This is a genomic window from Streptomyces sp. NPDC031111, assembly GCF_055570675.1.
The window spans coordinates 59,705-79,158 of sequence record NZ_JBVIGS010000019.1 but is presented as its reverse complement, the minus strand read 5'-3'; the positions used below and the strand labels follow the sequence as shown (position 1 = coordinate 79,158).

Below are 19,454 nucleotides of genomic sequence, written 5' to 3'. Positions count from 1 at the left end.
ACGGGATGTCCACCGACCCGTACCACCGGTACCCCTACCGGGACCCCCGCCCCCAGCAGTCGTACGACCCACCCCCGTACGCCCCCTCCCCCGCCCCCACCCACGCCACCTACCCCTGGCAGCCCCCGGCCGCCCCCGCCGCCCCGGAGCCGAGGCGGACACCGCACCACGCACCGCTCGGCCACCACAGCGACCTGCGCCATCTGCGCAGCGCCTACCGCTGGCAGCGGCGCACGGCCACCCTCACCGCCCTCGGCTACTTCGTCCTCTTCCTGGTCCTCTCGGCGTTCGCGCCGGACTTCATGACCGGCACCGCCACCGAAGGAGTACCCACCGGGCTGCTGCTCGCCGTGCTCCAGGTCCCCGTCACCTGGCTGGCGATCGCCCTGTACGAAGGCACCGCGCGGCGCCACGTCGACCCCCTCGCGGAGCTCATCCGCAGGCAGAGCGCGCTGGACGCCCGGCGGGACCGGCGAGAGGCCCTGCGATGAGCCCCGAGTTCAGCGGAAACGCGCAGTCCATGGCCCTCGTCGGCTTCTCCGCCGTCGTCACGGTCACCCTGCTGCTGTGCGTGATGACCGGCCCCGACCGCGACGACCTCGACGAGTTCTACACCGGCTACGGCTCCCTCTCCCCCATGCGCAACGGCCTCGCCATCGCCGGTGACTACATCTCCGCCGCGACCGTCCTCGGCACCGGCGGCGTCATCGCCCTGTTCGGCTACGACGGGATGGTCCTCGCCCTGAGCACCGCCCTGTCCCTGATGCTGCTGATGTTCCTGCTGGCCGAACCCCTGCGCAACGCGGGCCGGTTCACCATGGGCGACGCGCTGACCCGCCGTATGCCGGGAGGGCGCGCGATCCGCATCGCCGCCTGCTCCGTCACCCTCGCCGCGCTGCTGCCGATGATGCTGGTGCAACTCGCCGGCACCGGGCAGCTGATGGCGTTCATCCTCGGCTTCTCCGGCGAGTCGCTCCAGACGGGCTGCATCATCGGCGTGGGCGCCCTGATGATCAGCTACGCGGCGATCGGCGGCATGAAGGGCACCGCCCTCATCCAGATCCTGAAGATCGTGATGCTGCTCGGCTCCGGAATCGTCGTCGCCGCCCTGATCCTGCACCGGTTCGACTGGAGCCCGGGCGCCCTGTTCGACGCGGCCGCCGAGGGCAGCGGCGTCGGCGACGCCTTCCTCTCCTCCGGCCTCCAGTTCCACGGCGGCGCCAGCCCCGGCCTGGACATGATCACCTCGCAGCTCACGGTCGTCCTCGGCGGTGCCTGCCTGCCCCACGTCACCATGCGCATGTACACCGCCTCCGGCGCCCGCCAGGTGCGCCGCTCGATGTCCTGGGCGGTGTCGTGCGTGGCCCTGTTCGTCCTGGTCATCACCGTCATCGGCTTCGGCGCGACCGCGCTGATCGGGCGGGCCGCGATCGCCCAGGCCGACCCGCGCGGCAACACCGCCTATCTGCTCGGCTCGCAGGCCGCGTTCGGCCCGGAGGTGACCACCACCGAGACCTTCCTGTTCACCACCGTCACCACGGCCATCTTCCTGACCGTGCTCGCCTCCGTCGCCGGCATGATCCTCGCCTGCGCCAACTCCCTCGCCCACGACGTCTTCGCGGCCCGCGTCCAGGAGATGTCACCGCGCCGCGAGATGACCCTGGCCCGCCTCTCCGCGCTCGCGGTGGGCGTCCCCGCGATCCTGCTGGCCACCCTGGTGCAGCACCACAGCCTGCAACCCCTGGTCACCCTGTCCTTCTGCATCGGCGCCTCCGCCATCGCCCCGGCCCTCGTCTACAGCCTCTTCTGGCGCCGCTACACCCGGACGGGCCTGCTCGCCACCCTGATCGGCGGCTCGCTGACCGTGCTGCTGCTGATGCCCGGCACCAACCTGGTCTCGGGCTCGCCCGTCGCCGCCTTCCCCGACGCCGACTTCAACTGGTTCCCCTTCACCACCACCGGCCTGCTCTCCATCCCCGCCGGCTTCGCCTTCGGCTGGCTCGGCACGATGCTCTCCGGCAGAGCGAGGGCGGAGGAACACCGCAGGCAGTACGAGGCGGTGGAGAGCTGGATCCTCGCGGGCGCCACCCGCCGGAGCGACTGACCCGGGCAGCCCGCAGGGCCCGCCCGCCCTTCCCGTCGTCCGCCCGGCGAGCCGACCTCACGGCCTCAGGTGCGCGCTCCGGGGCGCCCCCGGCCGGATGCCGGGGAAGCGCCGGGCGGACGCCCGCGTACCGGTCGTACCCGGGTGCCTTGAGGCAGCGGAGGAGCGTGCCGGGCGGACGCCTCGGAGGCGGCGGCCGCGAGCCCGGCCGCGAGGGCGCGCACATCGCCGCCTCGCCGCCTCCGAGGCGCGCAGCGGGTGCGACCACGCGGACACCCTCGGGCCGGGTCACTCCACGACCCGGCCCGTCAGGGCGCTCAGGCTGGCGCACACGTGGTCCATGTGCGTCTGCACGTCCTCCCGTCGGTCCGCGTGGTCGCGCAGCACCCGCTCGGTCTCCCGCGCGACACCCTCCGCGCGGACGCGCGCCTCGTCGAGCAGCTCCGCCGCCCGCTCCCGCGCCTCCTCCGCGCGGCGCCGCGCCGACTCCTCCGCGTCGGCGAAGACCTGCCGCGCCTCGGCCAGCACACGCTCGGCCGCCGCCTCCGCCTCCGTCTGACGGGCGGCCAGCGCCGCCACCCGCGCGGCCTCCTCACGCTCCACCCCGTCCAGCCGTTCCGCCTGCTCCCTCGCCGCCTCGGCGAGGATCCCCGAGGTGCGCTCCCGCATCTCCCGCAACGCCGTCAGCGTCTCCCCGCGCAGCTCCTTCACCTCCCGCCGGGCCCCGATCCGGATCCCGTCGGCCTCCGCGCGGGCCGCCGCCAGCAGCTCCCCGGCGCGTTCGTCCGCCTCGGCGCGCACCGTCTCCGCGTACGCCCGCGCGGCCTCCTCCACGCCCGCGGCGTCGTCCCGCGCCAGGTCCGTGACGTCCCGCGCGTGCTGCCGCGCCGACTCCCGTACGGCCGTCGCCTCCTCCCCCGCCAGCTCGAACAGCCGCCGCGCGCCCTCCCCGAGCGACTCGTACGTCTGCGGGGCCAGCCCCGCCACCCGCACCCGCAGCAGCTCCAGCTCCTCCTCCATCTCCCGGGCCAGCACGGTGAGCCGCGCGGCCCGCTCCCAGGCGGCGTCACGATCGTCCGAGAGGGCCTCGACGAACGCGATGACCTGCAAGGGACGGTAGCCACGCCCCCGTACGACCTCGAAGCCCTGCGACGACACCGATGCGCTGCTCACCCTGGAACCCCTCTCCTCCGACGGACTCGAAGCCCAGCACGAAAGACCGAGCACGAAATGGGATGAATCGCGCACATCTTGATGGATCACACGGAAGTGTTCATAACGCGACACTCCGCGAGGAGGACACACGAAAGCCGGGCCCGGTCGTCCTGACGACCGGGCCCGGCTCCTCGTACGACGGCGCCGCTCAGCGCCGACGGGTCACAGCAGTCCGTCCCACATCTGCTCCAGCAGCACCGACCACCAGCTCTCCGGCGACCCCAGCGCCGCCGGGTCCAGCGCGGCCAACTGCGCCTGGAAGTCGACGGTCCAGCGGCCCGCCTGCTCCTGGTTCAGCCCGAACCGCAGCCGCCACATCCGGCCGAGCAGCGCCAGACAGCGCGCGAACTCCGGCAGCCCCGTGTTCACGAACTGCGGCGGTACGGGCGCACCGCCCGGCCCGGCCTCCACCGGCACCGCGACGATGTTCGCCGTGCCGTACTGCACACAGATCGCCTTGCCGAAATCACTGCCCATCACCAGGTACGAGCCCGCGTCCGAGGCCGGCTGCACACCCCGCTCCGCCGCCAGCTCCGCCAGCGTCGGCACCGGACGGCCCGGCTGGGCCTGCGCCCAGAAGAACGGGCCCATGTCCAGCGGCAGACCGGCCGCCACCAGCGTGTGCGCCACGACCGGCGGCACGCCCTGCCGGGACACCGCCGCCTGCTCGAACCGGAACACGCCCGGCCCGAACGCCCCCGCCAGCTCCTGCGCGATCGCCTCCGGCGGAACCGGGGGCACCGGCGGCACCGGCGGAATCGGGGCGCGCACGGGCGCCGGGCGCGCGGGCCCGTCCGCGACCTGGTGCAACTCGCCCTGGTGGGCCAGCAGTTGCTGCATGCCCTGCTGCCGGCTCGCGTGATCCGTGCCGTAGGGGGCGATGCTCGTGATCCGTGCCTGCGGCCACTGCTCCCGGATCATCCGGGCGCAGTACGCACCCGGCAGCTCGCACGACTCCAGCTCGGTGTGCAGCTCCAGCACCTGGTCCGGCGGCACGTTCATGGCGCGCAGCTCGTGGAAGATCTGCCACTCCGGGTGCGGCGTACCCGGCGCGGAACGCCGGATCAGCTGCTGCTCGGAACCGTCCTGCGCGCGGTAGCGCAGCACCGCCTGGTAGCCGGGGCCGACCGTCGGCTGCCCGGCGGGCGGCTGCGGATAGCCGTACGCCGGCGGCTGCCCCGGCACGGGGACGCCGGGCGGCGGGGTACCGGGGGGCATCGCGCCGGGCGGCATCGGCGGCGCGCCGCCGGGCATGCCGGGGGGAGCGGGGGGCGGAGGCGTACCGGGACCACCCACCGGAGGCGCGGCCAGCACGGTCTCCGCGTGATGCACCGGCCCGCGCCCGCCTCCGGTACCAGGACCCCCGGGGGCAGCCGGGGCGCCGGGCTGGGGCGCACCGGGAGCACCCGGCGGCTGGGGAGCACCCGGCGCACCGGGAACACCGGGCGGCCCAGGCGGCTGGGGAGCACCGGGCGCACCCGGGGCACCGGGCGGCCCCGGAGGCTGGGGCGCGCCAGGACCGGCCGGCCCCATGCCGGACGGGTCGGCGAGCATCGTCGCCGCGTGGTGGACACCGCCCGGCGGCGTACCACCCGGCGCGCCGGGCGGCGGAGGCGGCGTCGGAGCCCCGGGCGGCGGGGTCGAACCGGCCGGCGCCTCGGGCCCCTCGGGGCCGAGCGACGACACCATCTGCGTCGGCACGTACCCGCCCGCCGGAGCACCCGGCGCAGCGGGAGCGGACGGCGGCGTACCGCCCGGACGCGCCCCCGGAGTCCCCGGCGCACCCGGCGGCGGAGGCGGCGTCGCCGCACCCGGACCGCGCCGCGGAGGCGGGGTCGCCTTGCTGGTCGCGGCGTCCGCGATGTCCCCGGCGTTGGCCGCGAGCGGCCGCTCCGACGCACCCGGACCGGCAGGCGGAGGCGTCTGCGGGGGCGTCTGCGCGCCCGGAACGCCAGGCGGGGGCGTACCCGGCGCACTGCCGGAACCCTGCGGATAGCCGTACGGCGCACCGCCCTGCGTGGGCGGCGGGGGCGTACCCGGCGCCCCCAGCGGCGCGTTGGGATCCTGGAGCGCCGGCGCGACAGCCGTCGGCGGCAGCTGGCTGCCACTCGGCATCAGCGCCGTCTTCGCCTCCGGCGGCGAGGCGGGCGGCGGCGTCTCGTCGCCGGACTCGCTCAACTGCTGCGCGAACACGGTCTCCGGCAGCGGTACGGAACGGTCCTCACCGGCATCGGCGTTGGTGTCCGTACCCGCCCACGGAGTCGCCCCGGCCGGCGCACCGGCACCCGGCTGCGCACCGCTCCCCCCGGCAGCGGGCCACGCGGCACCACTCCCCGCCCCGGCGGACCCACCCGGCGCCGAAGCCCCGGCACCGGAACCCGAGGAACCCGCGGCCGACCCCGTGGCCGACCCCGCGCTCTCACCGCGCCGATCCGGAATCCCCAGCCGGTCCGCCGCCTCCTGCAACCACTCCGGCGGACTCAACAGGAACGACGTCTGATTCAGATCCACCCGCGCCGCCGCCGGCGCCGGTTCCGGCGCCGACTCCGCACGGCCGTACTCCTCCTCGTACCGGCGGATCACCTCACCCACCGGCAGCCCCGGCCACAGCGTCGCCTCACCACTGTCCCGGGCGATCACCAGCCGCTGGGCGCCCCCGTCCGAACGAGGACCGTCCGCACGGTCCTCCGCCCACACCACGAACCCCAGGTCGAACTCCCGCACCCGCACCTCACGGTGCTGGTACGACGGCACATCGCCGTTGACCCACTCCTCCGCACGCTCCTGCGCCTGCGCGAACGTCACCATCGCCGAAGCTCACTCCCCCGCGGAAGAAACCGGAACGGCACGCGCGAACCCACCGTCCACCATCAGATTCGCCACCGTCTCCAGCTCCGGCGGAGACCCCGCCAGCCGGGACAGGAACGCGTCGAAATCATCCCCGCACGGCAGCAGCAGCCGCTCCACCCGCTCGGCCGGCGGCCACGACGGATCCACGTCCCGCGCGTCGTCGTACGCGCAGAACCACACCGAACCCTGCCGCTCACCCCGCACCTTGACGGCCAGCAGACCACCCTGCACGAAAGCGACGCACAGATAGTCCTTGGTCAGATGATCACGCAGGCACTTGTTGACGTAGACGAGATCGTTGACCGCCGCCTCGTCCCGCACCGTGAAGAACGGCTGGTCCACCAGCAGCCCCAGCTCCGCGTCCAACGCCGTCCCCACCGGCGCGCAACCACCCGCCGCCTTCAGGAACGACCGGTACGCACCCGGCAACCGGTACCCCAGGTCCTCCTCGACCCCCAGCACCTGCGACTCCGACACCGCCACACCCGACTTCGGCAGCCCGAAATGCGCCGGACGCGTCTCCTGCAACGGCCGCGTGCCCCGCTTGCCGTGATCCACCGCCGACGTCGCCACACCACCGTGATGCCGCAACAGCGCCTTCACATCGACCGGGACCAGCTCCAGCCGCCGCGAACCCACCACGTGATGCCACGTCCAGCCGTGCGGCGTCGCCACCGCCGGCACCGTGTCCCACAGATCATGACCGCTCGCCGCCAGCGCCGCGTTCGCCGACACATAGTCCGTCAGCCGCAGCTCGTCCACACCGAAACCCTCCGGCGGCTCCGCGATCTCCGCGGCCGCACGCGCATAGGGCGAGAAATCGGGGTAACCACGCTCGTCCACCCGTACCCCTCTCGGGTGACGGGCCGCCCGCACCGGATCCGGGAAGTGCACGACCTGCCCGGCATAGGCCGCGTTCGGCGGCGCGGCTTGCTGCCCGAGCCGACCTGTCGTCATGGCGGTTGCCCCCTGCGGCACTCTGTACGTCCCCCACCGCCCACCTTCGGGCCGTTACGGAACGTATTCGACTGTCACGTCTGTCTCGACTGAATTACCGCCACGACCCCCGCGGCGCCCGCACGCACAACCGCGCGGTCACCGCATGGATCGCGGTGCCGACAGCCTATGCGGTACGCCTCCACCGGTCACCGGCGCCGGTCATCCACCCCTCCGCTTCCGTGACCAGCCGTCACCCTCCCGTGACAGCCCGCCCAAACCCGGGCGTGTCACCCGGCCCCAGCTTCCGCATCAGCCACGCGATTTGGCACTCTGTGACCACCGAGGCGATGCTCGGGAGGGGATGATGATCATGAACATGACGCAGACAGGGCCGCACAGCGGCCCCTCCGGCGACCCTCGCTCCGGCGACCCCCGCATCGGCTGGAGCGCCACCGAAACCCCCCACACCCCCACCCTCCACCACCGCCGCGACGGCATCCTGCCCACCATCGCCGCCGCCCTCTCCGTCCGCGGCACCACCCTCACCGGCACCGCCGCCCGCGGCGACACACCCCCCGCCCTCCACCCCCTCGTCCAGGACTTCCTCGACACCCTCACCAGCGACCAACGCGACCGCTTCACCGGCCGCTGCGCCGAAACGATCCTCATCTCCCGGCACATCACCACCGCCGACGCCGCACGCAGCAAACGCGCCGCACGCAAACCCATGACCAACGGCGAAGCCCGCAAAGCCCTCAAACAAGCAAAACTCACCACCCGCCGCATCCGCGAGGACGGCGACCCCCTCCACGGCAGCTACGCCACCCCCTGCCGCGCCTGCACCGCCCTCAGCGCCCACTTCGGCGTCCGCACGATCGACCCGGCCACGAACGGCACCTGACCCCGACCCCCGCACCACCCCACCACCTCGACGAACGAAGGGCAGATGCACACCGACCGCACCTCGACCACCCGCTTCGCCGTACTCGTCGACGCCGCCCTGCGCGCCGCCGGCTGGCAACCCGGACGCTGGGACATCAAACAAGCGGAAATCTGGGCCGACACCCTCCGCGACCACACCTCACCCGCAGGACACCGCCACACCGTCTTCCCCGCCGCCGTCGAAGCCTGGGCCGAATTCGGCGGACTCCACATCACCCCCACCGGCCCCGGCCGCCAGATCGCCCCCGCCACCCTCCACCTCGACCCACTCCACGGCCTCCACCTGGCCCGCACCCTCGGCGACCTCGGCCGCGCCCTCGACACCGAGGTCTGCCCCCTCGGCGCCGAAACCGACACCCAGGCCCTCCTCGCCATCGACACCCAGGGCCGCGTCTACGCCCTCGACCACACCGGCGACTGGTACCTCGGCCCCGACATCGACCACGCCCTCGCCACCCTGATCTCCGGCATACAGCCCGTACGCCTCACCGCCGGCTGAACCCCACAGCCGGCCGGCCACCGACTACGACGCCGGAATCACCGCCGACACCCGGAAACCACCCGCCTCCGTCGGCCCCGACACGAACACCCCACCCAACGCGGACACCCGCTCCTTCATCCCCACCAGCCCATTCCCCCCGGACGGCAGCCCCGCCGACGACGCCGCCCCCGACGGCGGCTCGTTCTCCACCTGCATCGCGATCTCCGACACCCGGTGCGCCAACCGCACATACGTCTTCGCACCCGCCGCATGCTTGTGGACATTTGTCAACGCCTCCTGCACCACCCGGAACGCCGTCGACTCCACCTCCCGCGCATACGACCGGACCTCCCCCTCCACCGACAGATCCACGACCATCCCCGCCGCCGCCGACTGCCCCACCAACTCATCGATCTCCGACAGACACGGGCCGTCCGCCTCGTCCACCGCCCGCGACGCCGCAGCCGCAGCCGCCGCCCCCACCGCCGCCAACGGCACCGCATCCCGCTCGGGCCGCCGCACACCGTCCCCACCGGAACGCAGCACCCCGAGCATCTCCCGCAACTCCGTCAACGCCTGCCGCCCCATGTCCCCCACCAGCGCGGCATTCCTCACCGCCTTCTCCGGGTCCTTCCGCGCCACCGCCTGAAGCGCCGCGGCATGCACCACCATCAGACTCACCCGATGCGCCACCACGTCGTGCATCTCCCGCGCGATCCGCGTCCGCTCCTCGCCCCGCGCCCACTCGGCCCGCTCCTCCGCCCGCTCCGCGAGCAGCTGAAGCTCCCGCTCCAGACTGTCCGCCCGCTCCCGCAGGCTCTCCATCAACCGCCGCCGCGCCCCCACATACAGACCCAGCAGCAACGGAGGAGCCGTCACCCCCAACGCCGTGGTGATCGACGCGAACGGCACGATCCAGTCCCCGACGTCCACGTCCTCCTTCGCGATGTCCTGCCGCAACCGCACGAACATCACGATGAGCACACCCACCAGCTGCATCCCGGCCAGCGAACCGATGATCCGCCGCGGCACCTCGGACGCCGCCAGCGAATACAGACCGACGATGCCCATCAGGAAACCCATCGCCGCCGGCGTCACCGCGATCGCCACGAGCACCACCGCGATCGGCCACTTCCGCCGCACCAGCAGCACGGAACCCGCCAGCAGCCCGAAAACCACCCCGACGGCGGCCGGTATCCCCGCCTCCCACGCGAACGGGATCCCCTCGAGCCCGCACTCCACCGCGGACACCACCGCGAGCCCCACATCGAGCGCGGCACTCCGCCGCCTGTCCCACCACCACGGCCCTCCCCGGGCCGTCACATGCTCTTCCCCCGTCGCGGTCATGTGTCCAGCCTACGGGCGGTAGGCGCCGGTTTTCCGGCGAGTTTCCACGACTGGACCACACCACACACGGTGACCGATCGGACGCGTTACGCCCGGAAATCCCTCGAACTGCTGAATCGGTCACCGTTCGAGGGGGAAGCAAGCATTCCGCCCGGACGGTATGCGTGTGACACATGCACCAGGCAAATACGCCGACTTCGAGGGCCTGCGCGAGCAGGCGGTCGCGCTGCGGAGGGCGGGCTACAGCCTCCGGCAGATCCGCGACGAGCTGAAGGTCTACAACAACGACATCCTCAACCAGCTGGTGAAGGGGGAGCCCCCGCCGGCCTGGACGAAGCGCCCGCGAGCAAAGGACGACCTCAAGGCCAGGGCACGGGAGCTTCGTCTCCAAGGCTGGACGTACAACCAGATCCAGGCCGAGTTGGGCTGCTCCAAGAGCTCGGTCTCACTCTGGGTGCGGGACCTTCCGTCACCGGGTCGGCCCGGCAGGCCGGACATGGCGGCGGCACGACGGGGCGTAAAGCGTGCGGTCGAGAATCGCGCCGCCGCACGGGAAGAACTACGGAGCACCGCATACAGCGAGATCGGGCCTCTCACCTCGCGCGAACTGTTCCTGGTAGGGGTGGGGCTCTACTGGTCCGAAGGAGCCAAGGCCAAGAACGGCACGAACCGGCGCGTCATCTTCGTGAACAGCGACCCGAACATGATCAAGGTGTTCCTGCTCTGGCTCGACCTACTCGGCGTGGAACCCCACCGCCGCCGCTTCTCGGTCAACATCCACGAGTCCGCAGACATCCCCAAGGCCGAGGCCTTCTGGGCGCACCAGGTTGGCATTGAGGTTGGCGACCTCCTGAAGACCAGCCTCAAGAAACACAACCCCAAGACCAACCGAACGAACACCGGCGAGGGTTACTACGGCTGTCTGCGCATCGCTCTTCTTGGCAGCGCCGACCTACACCGTCGCGTCGAAGGCTGGTGGTACGGCATAGTAGGGGCTGTCACCGCAGCCGATCTAGTAAATCGGACATAGCGGGCAAGCTATCCCGGGTCGTCTAATGGTAGGACAAAGAGTTTTGGTCTCTTGAATGAGGGTTCGATTCCTTCCCCGGGAGCCGTAGGTTCGGGTCCTGACCGGTCACCCCGGTCAGGACCCGCTCTCATGTCCCCCCACAAACACCCCGGTATCCTGCGGATGTCACCCCCACCCCAACACAGCCGAAGGGCATCCCGTGAGCGCCAATCGCCCGGCAGCCGTCGTCGTTCTCGCAGCGGGTGAGGGCACCCGTATGAAGTCGGCCACACCGAAGGTTCTGCATGACATCTGTGGCCGTTCCCTGGTGGGGCATGTGCTCGCCGCCGCAGGTGAGCTGGAGCCGGAGAACCTGGTCGTCGTCGTGGGGCACGCCCGCGAGCGGGTGACCGCGCACCTCGCGGAGATCGCCCCGGACGTGCGTACCGCCGTACAGGCGGAGCAGAACGGCACCGGGCATGCCGTGCGGATGGGTCTGGAGGAGCTGGGGGGCTCCGTCGACGGGACCGTGGTGGTCGTGTGCGGGGACACTCCGCTGCTGACGGGTGAGACGCTGCGGCAGCTGTCCGCGACGCATTCCGCCGATGGCAACGCGGTGACGGTGCTGACGGCGGAGGTGCCGGACGCGACCGGTTACGGGCGGATCGTGCGGGACGACAGCGGTGCGGTCACGGCGATCGTGGAGCACAAGGACGCGTCGGAGACGCAGCGGGAGATCCGGGAGATCAACTCGGGTGTGTTCGCGTTCGACGGGGCGCTGTTGGCGGACTCGTTGAAGAAGGTGCGGACGGACAACAGTCAGGGTGAGGAGTACCTGACGGATGTGCTGGGGATTCTGCGCGAGGCGGGGCATCGGGTGGGTGCGTCGGTGGCGGGGGATCACCGGGAGATCGCGGGGATCAACAACCGGGTGCAGCTCTCGGAGGCGCGGCGGATTCTGAATGACCGGCTGTTGACGGCGGCGATGTTGTCGGGGGTCACGGTGGTCGACCCGGCGACGACGTGGGTCGATGTCACCGTGGCGTTCGAGCAGGACGTGGTGGTCCATCCGGGGACGCAGTTGCACGGGGCGACTCATCTCGCCGAGGGGTGCGAGGTGGGGCCGAACACGCGGCTGACGGATACGCGGGTGGGTGCCGGGGCGCGGGTGGACAACACGGTGGCGATGGGTGCCGAGGTGGGTCCGGAGGCTTCTGTGGGGCCGTTCGCGTATCTGCGTCCGGGGACGCGGCTGGGTCGTAAGGGCAAGATCGGTACGTATGTGGAGACGAAGAACGCGTCGATCGGTGAGGGGACGAAGGTTCCGCATCTGTCGTATGTGGGGGATGCGACGATCGGCGAGTACTCGAACATTGGTGCGGCGAGCGTGTTCGTCAATTACGACGGGCAGGACAAACATCACACGACGGTCGGGTCGCACTGCCGGACGGGTTCGGACAACATGTTTGTGGCGCCTGTCACGGTCGGGGACGGTGCTTATACGGCTGCCGGCTCGGTGATCACCAAGGATGTGCCGCCGGGTTCGCTGGCCGTGGCCCGTGGTCAGCAGCGGAATATCGAGGGTTGGGTGGCTCGTAAGCGTCCGGGGAGTGCCGCCGCGAAGGCGGCGGAGGCGGCTGCCCGGGAGTCGGCCGGCGAGGACTGACCGGAAACCGCCACCTCAAACACGGCGTACCGTGATAAGTGCACATCCGCACCCCCACCAGCTGCTGCGACACCTCTGAGGAGATAGTGCTGTGACCGGGATCAAGACGACCGGCGAGAAGAAGATGATGTTCTTCTCCGGCCGCGCCCACCCCGAGCTTGCCGAGGAGGTCGCCCACCAGCTGGGTGTCGGGGTTGTCCCGACGAAGGCCTTCGACTTCGCCAATGGCGAGATTTATGTGCGCTATCAGGAGTCGGCCCGTGGTGCCGACTGTTTCCTGATCCAGAGCCACACCGCTCCGATCAACAAGTGGATCATGGAGCAGTTGATCATGATCGACGCGCTGAAGCGTGCGTCGGCCAGGTCCATCACGGTCATCATTCCGTTCTACGGTTACGCGCGGCAGGACAAGAAGCACCGGGGTCGTGAACCCATTTCGGCGCGTCTGGTCGCGGATCTGATGAAGACGGCCGGCGCGGACCGTCTGCTGGCCGTGGATCTGCACACGGATCAGATCCAGGGCTTCTTCGACGGGCCGGTGGACCATCTGTTCGCGCTGCCGCTGCTGGCGGACTACGTGGGCGCGAAGGTGGACCGCGAGAAGCTGACGGTGGTGTCGCCGGACGCGGGCCGTGTGCGGGTGGCGGACCGTTGGTGCGACCGGCTGGGCGCGCCGCTGGCGATCGTGCACAAGCGCCGGGACAAGGACGTGGCGAATCAGGTCACGGTGCATGAGGTCGTCGGTGATGTGAAGGGGCGTATCTGCGTCCTGGTCGATGACATGATCGACACGGGTGGCACGATCTGTGCCGCGGCGGACGCGTTGTTCGCGCACGGTGCGGAGGATGTCATCGTGACGGCGACGCATGGTGTGCTGTCGGGTCCGGCGGCGGACCGGTTGAAGAACTCGCGGGTGAGTGAGTTCGTGTTCACGAACACGCTGCCGACTCCGGGTGAGTTGAGTGAGTCGCTGGACAAGATCAAGGTGCTGTCGATCGCGCCGACGATCGCGCGTGCGGCGCGTGAGGTGTTCCAGGACGGTTCGGTGACGAGCCTGTTCGACGAGCAGTAAGGGTTCTGCAGCCGGGTTTCCCTGCGGTTCCCGGTGATCGTTTTGGGTGCGGCCTCCTGGTCCGAGTAGACTGTCCAAGTTGCTCGGCGAGGGAGGCCGTACCGCTTCTTCTGAGGCTTGTACGGCTGTCCGTTATCGACGCGCTCTTCGTAGCAGGCCGTTCGTGGCCGGGTGACCACGTCCGTTTCTGACTTCGAGGAGTGATCATGTCCGAGGTGAAGATCTCCGCCGCGACGCGCACCGAGTTCGGCAAGGGTGCCGCGCGCCGTATCCGCCGTGAGAACAAGGTTCCGGGTGTCCTGTACGGGCACGGTTCGGACCCGCTGCACCTGACCTTCCCGGGTCACGAGCTGCTGCTCGCCCTGCGTACGCCGAACGTGCTGATCGCGTTGGACATCGACGGCAAGTCGAACGAGCTGGCGATTCCGAAGTCCGTGCAGCGTGACCCGCTGAAGGGCTTCCTGGAGCACGTGGACCTGCTGCTGGTGAAGCGCGGCGAGAAGGTCCAGGTCGAGATCCCGGTCCAGACCGAGGGTGAGCTGGCCCCGGGTGGTTACCTGCTGGAGCACGTCCTGTCCGCGCTGCCGGTCGAGGCCGAGGCCACGCACATCCCCGAGAGCGTGTCCGTGTCCGTCGAGGGTCTGGAGGCCGGTGCCTCGATCCTCGCCAAGGACATCAAGCTGCCGAGCGGTGTGACGCTGGCCGTCGAGGAGGACGCGGTGGTCCTTCAGGTGCTGTCCGCGCAGGCCGAGGAGGCGCCCGCCGAGGGTGCCGCGGAAGAGGGCGAAGAGGCCGCGGAGGCCTGATCCTCTTCGGAGTCGTCGTTTCGTCGGCCGCTGTTCCCGTGCGGGGGCAGCGGCCGACGCGTATGAGGACGCGTATGCGCGTAGGAAGACGCGGAAGGCGCGTATGAAGGAGACATGGACGTGACGACGGATGCGGCGGCCGGTGCGGCGGGGCCCTGGCTGATCGTGGGGCTGGGCAATCCGGGGCCGGAGTACGCGATGAACCGCCACAATGTGGGGTTCATGGTGGCGGATCTGCTGGCGGAGCGGATCGGTGCCCGGTTCAAGCGGGCGGGGAAGGCTCAGGCGCAGGTCGTGGAGGGCCGGATCGGGCCGCCGGGTCCGGGGAACCGCCGGGTGGTCCTGGCGAAGCCGATGTCGTACATGAATCTGTCGGGCGGGCCGGTGAACGCGCTGCGGGAGTTCTACAAGGTGCCGGCGGAGCGGGTCGTGGCGGTCCATGACGAGTTGGACATCGACTACGGGACGCTGCGGCTGAAGCTGGGCGGCGGGGACAACGGCCACAACGGGCTGAAGTCGCTGACGAAGGCGTTCGGGCGGGAGTACCACCGGGTGCGGTTCGGGATCGGGCGGCCGCCGGGGCGGATGCAGGTGGCGGACTTCGTGCTGAAGGACTTCGCGTCGGCGGAGCGCAAGGAGCTGGACTATTTCGTGGACCGGGCGGCGGACGCGGTGGAGTGTCTGGTGATCGAGGGGCTGGAGCGGGCGCAGGGCACGTACAACTCGTGACCTGCTGATACGGACATCGGTCGACTTGTCCGTCGCCGGAGCCCGCCCGAGTTGACCGGCCGCGAGGTCATGGCCAAGGATCTCGGCCATGTCTTCTGCGGTCCGTTCCTCACGTGGTTCCTCCACCGTGCTGCGGTTCGGCCGGTTCGCCTCGATGGGCACGGTCGCCGCGCTGATTCTGATCGCGGGGGTGTGGGCGTCGTGGGGGACGGCGCAGCACGCGATGCTGACGAAGGGGCGCGAGCGCGGCACGGTGGACGTGACGCGGTGCGGTGAGCGGACGTGCGCGGGTCCGTACACGCCGCTGTCCGGGGGGTCGCAGCCGCGTGCGGAGGTCGAGCTGGAGAACTCGGTGGCCGTGGAGAAGGGGGAGACCTACACGGTGGTGCTGAAGCCGGGCGGCGCGGAGGCGGTCCGTTCGGGTCCCGGTGGGATTCTCTACGCCTGGGTTCCGCTGGGCGGCGCGCTGCTGCTCGCGTCGGTCGTCGTGGCGGGCGGGCTGCTGCGGACGCGGGTGGCGTGGGTGATGGCCCTGGCGGGGACGGCGCTGCTCACGGCGGCTTTCCTGGCTGTCTGAGGTGTTTTGACGGGCTTTCCCGTCCGTCTCATGTGTGAAGCCATGTGTGAAGCAATGGTGCGTTGCCCCTTCGTGCTTGACCTGAGGTCAGGACGGGCACGACGCTGAACCGCCCCCTCCACATCTTCCCCGTTCGTCACTCGAAGATGGACTGCCTCATGCGTATCCCCACTCGCGTCGGCGTGGTCGCCGCCGCGTTCTCCACCGCCCTGCTGGCCGCTCCCGCGGCGCACGCCACGCCGCCCGGCGACAACGGCACGGTCAAGATCCACGATGCCTCGACCGGCGAGGAGCTGCGCCGCAACGAGCCGCACGTGTGCACGTTCTACCTGGACGCCTTCGGCTTCGACGCCGGCCAGCGGGTCGACTGGCGCATCGAGGCCTGGGCCCCGACGGCCGGCGCCAAGGGCGAGACCGTCGACTCCGGCGCGATCACGCTGGACGGCGAGGGCCACGGCCGCACCGAGGACCTGTCGCTGCCGGACGGGCACTACAAGCTGTTCTGGAACTTCGAGGGCGAGCACGGTTCGGCCAAGCACAAGGTGTTCTGGACGGACTGCGGGGACGAGGAGGAGGGGGGCGGGGTGCCGTCCGCCTCCACCGAGCCCTCCGCGGAGCCTTCGACCTCCACCGAGCCGGCCGCCGCGCCCTCCGCCTCCGCGTCGGCCTCGTCGTCGTCCGCCGCGCCGGCCACCGGGGCGTCCTCGGCTCCGCAGGGCGGTTCCGGGGATCTCGCCGAGACCGGCAACGGCGCCCCGGTGGGTCTGCTGTCCGGCGTCGCCGCCGCGCTGGTCGCCGCGGGCGGCTTCCTGGTGTTCCGCCGCCGGAGGTCCGCCGGCTGACGCGCGCTCGCGTGAACGCACAAGGGTGCCCCCGGCCTCGTACGGGCTCGGGGGCACCCTTGTGTGGTGTGCGCTGGGGTCAGCCGGTGTTGCGCAGGCCGGCTGCCACGCCGTTGACGGTGAGGAGCAGGGCGCGGGCGAGCAGCGGGTCGGGCTGTTCCTCCGCGGCGGCGGCGTCGCGCTGGCGCTTGAGGAGGGCGACCTGGAGGTAGGAGATCGGGTCCAGGTAGGCGTCGCGGATGGTGAAGGTCTGCTTCAGGACGGGGTCGGCGTCCAGGAGTTCCTGTTCACCGGTGACGCGCAGGACCTCGGCGACGGTGAGTTCGTGCTCGGCCCTGATGGTGTCGAAGACGTGCTTGAGGTGGTCGGGGACGAGGGTGTCGACGTAGTGCTGGGCGATCCGCAGGTCGGTCTTCGCGAGGGTCATCTCGACGTTGGAGATGAAGTTGCGGAAGAAGTGCCACTGTTCGTGCATCTCGTCGAGCACGGTGTCGAGGCCGGCTTCGCGCAGGGCCTTGAGGCCGGAGCCGACGCCGAACCAGCCGGGGACGATCTGCCGGGACTGGGTCCAGCCGAACACCCACGGGATGGCGCGCAGTCCGTCGAGTGAGACGCCCGATCCGGGGCGGCGGGAGGGTCGCGAGCCCAGGTGGAGCTCGGCGAGCTGGTCGACGGGTGTGGAGGCCAGGAAGTACGTCGGCAGGTCGGGGTCCTCGACGAGCTTGCGGTAGGCCGTGTGGGCGGCGTCGGAGACGACGTCCATGGCGGCGTCCCAGCGGGCCAGTGCCTCGACGGACTGGCGGGGCGCGGTGTGCAGGGCGGACGCCTGGAGGGTGGCCGCGACGGTCAGTTCCAGGTTCTCCCTGGCCAGTGACGGGATGAGGTACTTGTCGGAGATGACCTCGCCCTGTTCGGTGACCTTGATCTCGCCCTCGAGGGTGCCCCAGGGCTGGGCGAGGATGGCGTCGTGGGTGGGGCCGCCGCCGCGGCCGACGGTGCCGCCGCGGCCGTGGAAGAGGCGCAGGCGGACGCCGTAGCGGTGGGCGACGTCGCGCAGGCGGCGCTGGGCGCGGTGGATCTCCCACTGGCTGGTGGTGATGCCGCCGAACTTGGAGGAGTCGGAGTAGCCGAGCATGACCTCCTGGACGTCGCCGCGCAGGGCGACAAGCCGCCGGTAGGAGGGGTCGGCGAGCATGTCCTCGAGGATGGTGTCGGCGGCCTTGAGCTCGTCCGTGGTCTCCAGCAGCGGGACGATGCCGATCTTCGCCCAGCCGGCGTGCAGGTCGATGAGGCCGGCCTCGCGGGCGAGGACGGCGGCGGCGAAGACGTCGTCGGCGCCCTGGCACATGGAGATGATGTACGACTCGACGACCTCGGGTCCGAAGACCTCCAGGGCCCGCTTGACGGTCTGGAACACGCCGAGGGTCTTCTCGCCGGCCGCGTCCACGGGTGCCGGGGTCGGGGCGAGGGGCCTTCTGCTGCGCAGCTCCTTGGCGAGGAGCTTGCCGCGGTAGTCGCGGGGCATGTCGGCGTAGCGCCAGGACTCCTCGCCGAGGCGGTCGAAGAGCTGGCCGAGGGCGTGGTGGTGGGCGTCGGCGTGTTCGCGTACGTCCATGGTGGCGAGCTGGAGGCCGAAGGCGGCCAGGGTGCGGATCGTGCGGGCGAGACGGCCGTCGGCGAAGAGGCCGCCGCGGTGTTCGCGGAGGGAGGCCTGGATGATCCGCAGGTCGCTGATGAGCTGGCCGGTGCCGAGGTAGTCGCGGCCGGGCTCGTGCGGGGTGCCCTTGGCGAGGCGGAGCTTGGTGTTCTCCAGCTTCTGCCGGATGCAGGTGGCCTTGAGCCGGTAGGGCTCCTCGGCGTTGAGGCGCTTGTAGCGGGGGCTGATCTCGGGGAGGGCGTCGAGGTCGGCCTGGAGGGAGGTGAGCAGTTCCTCCGTCGCTCCCGCGTAGCGGATGGAGTTGGAGAGGAAGCCGCGCAGTTCGTCGATCATCTCCAGGGCGTCGTTGATGCCGTGTTCGTGCTGGAGGATGAGGACGTCCCAGGTGACCTGGGGGGTGACGTTGGGGTTGCCGTCGCGGTCGCCGCCGATCCAGGTGCCGAAGGTGAGGGGGCGGGTGTCGTCGGGGAGGTGGACGCCGACGCGTTCCAGTTCGGCGGTGAGGTCCTCCAGGACGTCGCCGACGGCGCCGGCGTGGAGTTCGTCGAGGTAGTAGATGGCGTTGCGGGCCTCGTCGGCGGGTTCGGGGCGGACCACGCGCAGTTCGTCGGTCTGCCAGACGAGGTCGATGTTCTCGGCGAGGCGGGTGTCCAGGCGGCGCCGGTCGGACTCGATGACGGGGGTCTCGAGGAGGGCGGCGATCCGGCGGAGCTTGTTGAGGACGGAGCGGCGGGCGGCCTCGGTGGGGTGTGCGGTGAAGACGGGGCGCACGTTGAGGTGGCGCACGGTCTCGCGCAGGTGTTCGGGGTCGGCGTCCTTGAGGCGGTCGGCGGTGCGGGAGAGCAGTCCGCCCTCGGCGGCGCGGCGGGCGCGCAGCTCGCGCCCGCGGTGCACCTGCTCGGTGACGTTGGCCAGGTGGAAGTAGGTGGAGAAGGCGCGGACCAGCTTCGCCGCGGTCTGGAGTTCGGTGCCCCGCAGCAGTTCGGCGGCGGCCTCGCCGTCCTCACGCGTGAGTCGGCGCACCTTCTCGACGAGGTCGAGGAGCTCCGGGCCCTCCTGCCGTACCAGGGTCTCGCCCAGGAGGTCGCCCAGTCGGCGGATGTCGGCGCGCAGCTCGCTGCTCGTCGTAGTGGTCTGGTCGTCGGCACTGCTCACAGGTGCGGCTCCTTGCAGTGTTGAAGCTCGTCTGGGAGGGAACCCGGACGGCGTCTCGCGCGG

16 protein-coding genes and 1 tRNA gene are annotated in these 19,454 nt (G+C 71.1%); 12 read left to right on the top strand and 5 right to left on the bottom strand.

Annotated features, from left to right (window positions below):
- Nucleotides 1–5: 5 nt before the first annotated feature.
- Both ACZ470_RS31750 and ACZ470_RS31745 read left to right on the top strand, forming a co-directional pair.
- Entirely contained in the window at nt 6–491 is a 486-nt protein-coding gene (locus tag ACZ470_RS31750) for a DUF485 domain-containing protein (protein WP_468432806.1), read from the top strand.
- Nucleotides 488–2,104: a sodium/solute symporter gene (locus tag ACZ470_RS31745; protein ID WP_468432805.1), complete on the top strand. Its 1,617-nt coding sequence runs from the start codon at nt 488–490 to the stop codon at nt 2,102–2,104. Before ACZ470_RS31750 ends, ACZ470_RS31745 begins: the two co-directional genes overlap by 4 nt.
- Before the next feature lie 288 nt (nt 2,105–2,392).
- Here ACZ470_RS31745 and ACZ470_RS31740 read toward each other — a convergent pair whose 3' ends face one another.
- From ACZ470_RS31740 to ACZ470_RS31730, 3 genes are all read right to left on the bottom strand, one after another.
- Nucleotides 2,393–3,277, bottom strand: a complete 885-nt coding sequence (locus ACZ470_RS31740) for a cellulose-binding protein (protein ID WP_468432803.1) — start codon at nt 3,275–3,277, stop codon at nt 2,393–2,395.
- A gap of 204 nt (nt 3,278–3,481) precedes the next feature.
- Complete coding sequence (locus tag ACZ470_RS31735; RefSeq protein ID WP_468432801.1) at nt 3,482–6,127, bottom strand: SUKH-4 family immunity protein; 2,646 nt, start codon at nt 6,125–6,127, stop codon at nt 3,482–3,484.
- A 9-nt stretch (nt 6,128–6,136) separates the two neighbouring features.
- Nucleotides 6,137–7,126 (bottom strand): SMI1/KNR4 family protein, encoded by a 990-nt coding sequence (locus ACZ470_RS31730; RefSeq protein WP_468432973.1) that lies wholly within the window; start codon nt 7,124–7,126, stop codon nt 6,137–6,139.
- Nucleotides 7,127–7,478: 352 nt separating this feature from the next.
- Between ACZ470_RS31730 and ACZ470_RS31725 the strand changes: the two genes are divergently transcribed.
- Both ACZ470_RS31725 and ACZ470_RS31720 read left to right on the top strand, forming a co-directional pair.
- Entirely contained in the window at nt 7,479–8,009 is a 531-nt protein-coding gene (locus ACZ470_RS31725) for a YwqJ-related putative deaminase (protein ID WP_468432799.1), read from the top strand.
- A gap of 45 nt (nt 8,010–8,054) precedes the next feature.
- On the top strand, nt 8,055–8,549 hold the full coding sequence (locus ACZ470_RS31720; RefSeq protein ID WP_468432798.1) for an SUKH-3 domain-containing protein: 495 nt from the start codon (nt 8,055–8,057) through the stop codon (nt 8,547–8,549).
- A gap of 24 nt (nt 8,550–8,573) precedes the next feature.
- Here ACZ470_RS31720 and ACZ470_RS31715 read toward each other — a convergent pair whose 3' ends face one another.
- A complete protein-coding gene (locus ACZ470_RS31715; RefSeq protein ID WP_468432796.1) occupies nt 8,574–9,878 on the bottom strand; it encodes a sensor histidine kinase in 1,305 nt (434 codons plus the stop codon).
- A 160-nt stretch (nt 9,879–10,038) separates the two neighbouring features.
- On the opposite strand from ACZ470_RS31715, the gene ACZ470_RS31710 reads away from it, so the two are divergent.
- The 8 genes from ACZ470_RS31710 (at nt 10,039) to ACZ470_RS31675 (ending at nt 16,579) form a co-directional block, all read left to right on the top strand.
- A complete protein-coding gene (locus ACZ470_RS31710; protein WP_468432794.1) occupies nt 10,039–10,908 on the top strand; it encodes a helix-turn-helix domain-containing protein in 870 nt (289 codons plus the stop codon).
- 11 nt (nt 10,909–10,919) lie between these two features.
- Nucleotides 10,920–10,990 (top strand) — tRNA-Gln (locus ACZ470_RS31705).
- 117 nt (nt 10,991–11,107) lie between these two features.
- The gene (gene glmU, locus ACZ470_RS31700; RefSeq protein ID WP_468432793.1) at nt 11,108–12,553 is read left to right on the top strand and encodes a bifunctional UDP-N-acetylglucosamine diphosphorylase/glucosamine-1-phosphate N-acetyltransferase GlmU; all 1,446 of its coding nucleotides are present in this window, start codon (nt 11,108–11,110) and stop codon (nt 12,551–12,553) included.
- A gap of 91 nt (nt 12,554–12,644) precedes the next feature.
- Entirely contained in the window at nt 12,645–13,625 is a 981-nt protein-coding gene (locus ACZ470_RS31695) for a ribose-phosphate diphosphokinase (RefSeq protein ID WP_468432791.1), read from the top strand.
- A 206-nt stretch (nt 13,626–13,831) separates the two neighbouring features.
- Nucleotides 13,832–14,431 carry a 50S ribosomal protein L25/general stress protein Ctc gene (locus ACZ470_RS31690; protein ID WP_468432789.1) on the top strand — a complete coding sequence of 200 codons (600 nt, stop codon included), beginning with the start codon at nt 13,832–13,834 and terminating at the stop codon, nt 14,429–14,431.
- Between the two features lie 114 nt (nt 14,432–14,545).
- Entirely contained in the window at nt 14,546–15,160 is a 615-nt protein-coding gene (pth, locus tag ACZ470_RS31685; RefSeq protein ID WP_468432788.1) for an aminoacyl-tRNA hydrolase, read from the top strand.
- An 88-nt stretch (nt 15,161–15,248) separates the two neighbouring features.
- Nucleotides 15,249–15,737: a hypothetical protein gene (locus ACZ470_RS31680; RefSeq protein WP_468432786.1), complete on the top strand. Its 489-nt coding sequence runs from the start codon at nt 15,249–15,251 to the stop codon at nt 15,735–15,737.
- Nucleotides 15,738–15,895: 158 nt separating this feature from the next.
- Nucleotides 15,896–16,579 (top strand): LPXTG cell wall anchor domain-containing protein, encoded by a 684-nt coding sequence (locus ACZ470_RS31675; RefSeq protein WP_468432785.1) that lies wholly within the window; start codon nt 15,896–15,898, stop codon nt 16,577–16,579.
- A 79-nt stretch (nt 16,580–16,658) separates the two neighbouring features.
- Here the strand turns inward: ACZ470_RS31675 and ppc are convergent, their stop codons facing one another.
- Nucleotides 16,659–19,391, bottom strand: coding sequence for a phosphoenolpyruvate carboxylase (gene ppc, locus ACZ470_RS31670; RefSeq protein WP_468432783.1), 2,733 nt, complete (start codon nt 19,389–19,391; stop codon nt 16,659–16,661).
- Nucleotides 19,392–19,454: the final 63 nt, after the last annotated feature.

Bases quoted from the DNA above. Each gene is read 5' to 3' on its own strand.
- ACZ470_RS31750 (WP_468432806.1), top strand. From the start codon at position 6: ATGTCCACCGACCCGTACCACCGGTACCCCTACCGGGACCCCCGCCCC.
- ACZ470_RS31745 (WP_468432805.1), top strand. From the start codon at position 488: ATGAGCCCCGAGTTCAGCGGAAACGCGCAGTCCATGGCCCTCGTCGGC.
- ACZ470_RS31735 (WP_468432801.1), bottom strand. From the start codon at position 6,127: ATGGTGACGTTCGCGCAGGCGCAGGAGCGTGCGGAGGAGTGGGTCAAC.
- ACZ470_RS31730 (WP_468432973.1), bottom strand. From the start codon at position 7,126: ATGACGACAGGTCGGCTCGGGCAGCAAGCCGCGCCGCCGAACGCGGCC.
- ACZ470_RS31725 (WP_468432799.1), top strand. From the start codon at position 7,479: ATGAACATGACGCAGACAGGGCCGCACAGCGGCCCCTCCGGCGACCCT.
- ACZ470_RS31720 (WP_468432798.1), top strand. From the start codon at position 8,055: ATGCACACCGACCGCACCTCGACCACCCGCTTCGCCGTACTCGTCGAC.
- ACZ470_RS31715 (WP_468432796.1), bottom strand. From the start codon at position 9,878: ATGACCGCGACGGGGGAAGAGCATGTGACGGCCCGGGGAGGGCCGTGG.
- ACZ470_RS31710 (WP_468432794.1), top strand. From the start codon at position 10,039: ATGCGTGTGACACATGCACCAGGCAAATACGCCGACTTCGAGGGCCTG.
- ACZ470_RS31690 (WP_468432789.1), top strand. From the start codon at position 13,832: ATGTCCGAGGTGAAGATCTCCGCCGCGACGCGCACCGAGTTCGGCAAG.
- pth (WP_468432788.1), top strand. From the start codon at position 14,546: ATGGACGTGACGACGGATGCGGCGGCCGGTGCGGCGGGGCCCTGGCTG.
- ACZ470_RS31680 (WP_468432786.1), top strand. From the start codon at position 15,249: ATGTCTTCTGCGGTCCGTTCCTCACGTGGTTCCTCCACCGTGCTGCGG.
- ACZ470_RS31675 (WP_468432785.1), top strand. From the start codon at position 15,896: ATGCGTATCCCCACTCGCGTCGGCGTGGTCGCCGCCGCGTTCTCCACC.